Origin of the sequence: Mesorhizobium sp. M4B.F.Ca.ET.017.02.2.1 (assembly GCF_003998955.1) — a bacterium.
Classification (GTDB): Bacteria; Pseudomonadota; Alphaproteobacteria; order Rhizobiales; family Rhizobiaceae; genus Mesorhizobium; species Mesorhizobium abyssinicae.
Genome location: NZ_RZOF01000743.1, coordinates 1 through 378 on the forward strand (window position 1 = coordinate 1; position 378 = coordinate 378).

General features: G+C 62.4%; 1 protein-coding gene. It reads right to left on the bottom strand.

Annotated elements, in window-relative coordinates; all coding sequences use genetic code 11:
* Nucleotides 1-378: SRPBCC domain-containing protein (locus EN738_RS35150; protein ID WP_245494865.1), on the bottom strand; the 378-nt coding region annotated here is incomplete at both ends.

Below are 378 nucleotides of genomic sequence, written 5' to 3' on the forward strand. Positions count from 1 at the left end.
CCCATCTTGGCGCCGCCATAGGCGCGCCGCTGCTCCGGCCGGAAGCCGGATTGTTCCATGCGCAGATGTGTCCCGGACGAGGTCGGGGTGAGCGTGAAGGTCACCACGCTTTGCAGATTGAACGCCGGATCCGGGTGCGCGAGGTTCCATGTGTAGGACAGCGTCTTGTTGGGCTCGACGGCCAGCACCTCGCAGTCGAGCATGCCGCCCCAATCGGCGCTGATGTTGAAGCGGTGGCCGACAGCGGGCTTGAAATCGTTTTTCATCAGCCACTCCTCGATCAGATGCGGTTGCGTCAGCGCGCGCCAGAGTTTTTCCGGCGGATGGGATATCTGCCGCTCGACGACGACAGTGCGGTTTTCAGTGGCACTATCGTTC